This window comes from Maridesulfovibrio ferrireducens, assembly GCF_016342405.1.
Lineage (GTDB): Bacteria > Desulfobacterota > Desulfovibrionia > Desulfovibrionales > Desulfovibrionaceae > Maridesulfovibrio > Maridesulfovibrio ferrireducens_A.
Window position 1 is genome coordinate 1 of the sequence record NZ_JAEINN010000050.1, and the last position, 3426, is coordinate 3426.

At 50.2% G+C, this 3426-nt stretch carries 2 protein-coding genes; both read left to right on the top strand.

What is annotated here, in order from left to right; all coding sequences use genetic code 11:
- Window positions 1–108 precede the first annotated feature (108 nt).
- The gene (locus JEY82_RS19530; protein ID WP_304088966.1) at window positions 109–1191 is read left to right on the top strand and encodes an integrase core domain-containing protein; all 1083 of its coding nucleotides are present in this window, start codon (window positions 109–111) and stop codon (window positions 1189–1191) included.
- 73 nt (window positions 1192–1264) lie between these two features.
- Window positions 1265–3136 carry a hypothetical protein gene (locus JEY82_RS19535; protein ID WP_304088969.1) on the top strand — a complete coding sequence of 624 codons (1872 nt, stop codon included), beginning with the start codon at window positions 1265–1267 and terminating at the stop codon, window positions 3134–3136.
- The last annotated feature ends 290 nt before the right edge of the window (window positions 3137–3426 follow it).

A 3426-nucleotide genomic window follows, 5' to 3' on the forward strand; every position in this document is an offset into this window, starting at 1 on the left:
TGTCATACACTATAATTCTTCATCAGAGGGTGAAGGACAATTCCTGACATGAAGAGCATATAAGATCTGGGTCCCTCTCAGCATCAACCTACAGAGAGGAGACCAAGAATGTTATCGAAAAATGTTGATGGTAAGGCGTCAGGCTTGCCAAGAAAGAAAGGTTGTCCGGCCAGGGGCAAGCGTTACTCCAAAGGTCAGAAGGAAGAGATCCTTGAATACGCCAAAGCCAACACTGTTGAGGCTGCGGCAGCAGAATTCAATGTGACCGAGACTTCGATCTACGAATGGCGCCGTGCCTTGAAGCGCCGTGGGAGAAAGGATGAATCCCCGGATGCAGAGGGGAAAATCGAAGTAGAGGATCAGAAGTTAGATAGAGACCAGCGGATTATTGGGATGTGGCGTCAGCACCCAGGTTACGGACCGAGCCAGGTTCGCAACATGCTCAAGCGTGGAGGTTTTAAAGTTTCGGTAGGCACTGCGCGACATGTGATGGAAGAAAATGGCTATCTTCCCCCGACCCTGAAGCGAAAAGAGCATGTCGGTCGCTATGAGGCCGGACGCCCCCGGGAACTGTATCACCTGGATTTTTATCACTTTTACGTTCATAAGCAGAAACAGTGCGTGTTATTCATCGAAGATGATTACTCCAGGTTCATCGCCAGCTGGGCAATGGCCCCAGCCGAGAAAGCGGACCCAGTGATTGAAAGCATTGAGCTGGCGATACAACGATATGGCAAACCGGATGGGGTGATGAGCGATAGAGGTTCTGCTTTCCATTCCTGGAAAGGGTTGTCGCGCTTCGAGGCTCTGTTGGAAGACTATGAGATCAACTATTATCTTGCCAAAGAGGCATCGGTCAATGGCAAGGTTGAAGCCCTCAACGCCAGTTTTCAGAAGGAGTGTGTGGAGCAGAATGAGTTCATGGATCTGACTGATGCCGCCCGGGCAATAGGACGTTGGGTAGAGCACTACAACCACCGGCGAACCCATCATGGCCTTGGGGGGCTTTTGGTTCCAGCGGATCGGTTCTACGGGGTGGCGGAGCAGACCGTGAAAAAGATCGAACAAGGACTGGGGGCCGATACTGCGGAACTCACCAGCCCGGATAGCCGCGGTCTGGATCTATTTAGGGTCGTTTCTTACGGTGGCAAGCCGCAGATATGGTTGATGGGAGAGAAGATTTTCGGATAAAAGGTTGAAATGGGTGGCTCATTCGCAATAAAGAAGGTCAAAAGACCAAACGAAGGAGCCACCCACAGCCGATATGAATATAAAAGAAGATCTCAAAAATAACAAGCTGACTTTGATCGCCTTGGATAAAATCATCAAAAAATATGCCTCTGACATGGGAATAGACCTGATCGGTCCCCTATCCACCATCTGTAACGCTGCAGGAGTGAATAGAACACAGGTCTATGAACGGATGAATCAGCTGGAAGAGGCCCTTACGGAGCTGGAACTTGCAGACCCTGGACGTCCTTCGAATCCCTCGGTCTCCGATACCGATCCTCAAGCATCCCGGGGCTGGGAACTGCGCGAGAAGGTTCTGCGTTATCGTCTGCATTATCCCGGAGCCATGGTGGTCAATCGCAGCGGGCGAGTTACTTACAGTGATGGTTTTATCCGTTTCATTCTCGACCTGCATGACCAGTGGCAAGGTTCGCCGGAATGGTTTTGCCGGCAGGTGGAGGTGCCTTATTCAACTTTCAGAGTTTGGTGTAACAAGGACGAGAGCCAGGTGTATGCCGAACATCAAGATCGACAGATTCCTTATATGCCGATTTCGGCAAGTGAAGATTTTCGACGCATTACCGATGATTTTGCAGCATGGCAAGGGGGTATCAGGGACTTTTTCAAATACGAAACAGTTCGTATGCAGCTGGGACCCACTCCAATTCGTAAGGTTTTGGTCATTTGCGGGATGTTGCCGGTGCGGTCAGCCAAGGCTCCTCGCTACCGTGGTTCCACGACGCGATGTCAACCAGGCGGCATCCTGGTGACAGATGGCAAGACAGTGAAAGTGGAATTTACAGCCAGCGGTGAAGTGTGGACCTTTAATTGGCAAGGGATTGTGGATCAGGCAACCGCTTGCCATACAGCGGCGGTTGTGACTGAAACGGAATGCGCTGCTGGTGTATGGGATGCCTTTGAGAGCAGCTGTTCTTTTCTCGGCCGGGCACCGCAGGCCCTGATCCATGACAACAAGCCGGTTCATGATGATCAGGGGTTGCGTGAGTATATTGAAAAGACAACAAAGATGATCCCGGCCACCGGCAAGCGGCCCGAGAATAAGGCTGTTATTGAAGGGGAATTTGGCAAATATGAACAGGCCGTGGGTACCATCCATCTTGACGGCAACAGTAAGAACGAGATTGTTCATAGCGCTGTCCGGGAAGTTATTCGAGCCTATACCGCTGGGCTCAACCACGCAGGACGCGCTGAGTTTGATGGGAAGAGTCGTGAGCAAGTTTTACGGGAAACTTGCCCGGATCCGGATAAAGACCGAAAATTCATAGAACAATTGCATTCTGACCATACCAAAACAAAACGTGTTGACGTCCTACCGACCCGCCTGGCAAGCCGTACCATACTGGATGAAGGTTTCCGGAGCTTCGGGATAGAAGACATGGATCCAGAGGGCAAGACTCGGCAATGGCTTGCAGAACGTTACACGACCGAGGCGATTCGTCAGGCACTTGCAATTTTCGGTACCGAACGGAACAAAGGGCGTCTGCGCAACAAGACCGCCCATCGTTATCTTGTTAAAGTGATCCAGAATATCCAGGAGGATATAGACCTTCGTTGGCAAGAAACAAGTTTGCGGGAATTTGCCGAGATTGAGCGCCAGGCGTGGCTTCAGGAATTGGAAGCAGAATACAAAATTCTAGAAACCGAGTGTGCCGGAAGCACACCGGAGAACAATCTGCTGTTCCGCCTGAGTGACAGTGCCGTATTTGGCGGCTTATCTCTACAGAGGGCTTTTTGGGAAAACGAGTTGAAGCTCATTCTTGAAAAGAATCGCGATCGATTTTCCGCCGTCTGTCGCCACGTCCGGCGGCTGTTCGAAGCAACTTGGGAAAATCGATTCGCGTTGATCGCTAAACTGGTTGCCTGGGAGCATCAATTGACCAGTTGAAGCTCACAAGCCAAGCAGTCCTGTCTATGGATAGGAATTCTTGGCGGGCAGCAACCCCACCATACGAAACAGGTTTGAAGAGAGTCAATGTTGAATTAGAGAAGAAGAACCAGACAAGCAAGCGTGTTTGGGAGATTACTTTTTTAAGATTCAATCTAATCCAAACTGATTCTTGAATAACCATGGCTCATTCTGAATGGCAGTTTGAGTCAAACAAGCCGGGGGAGACTTGGAATCTTCTATACCTTTCAATGTCAGGAATTTAGCTCTGAAAGTGTTTGACAAGGACA

What these genes read in the sequence shown, in the direction of transcription:
- JEY82_RS19530 (WP_304088966.1), top strand. Translation starts at nt 109, where the DNA reads ATGTTATCGAAAAATGTTGATGGTAAGGCGTCAGGCTTGCCAAGAAAG.
- JEY82_RS19535 (WP_304088969.1), top strand. Translation starts at nt 1,265, where the DNA reads ATGAATATAAAAGAAGATCTCAAAAATAACAAGCTGACTTTGATCGCC.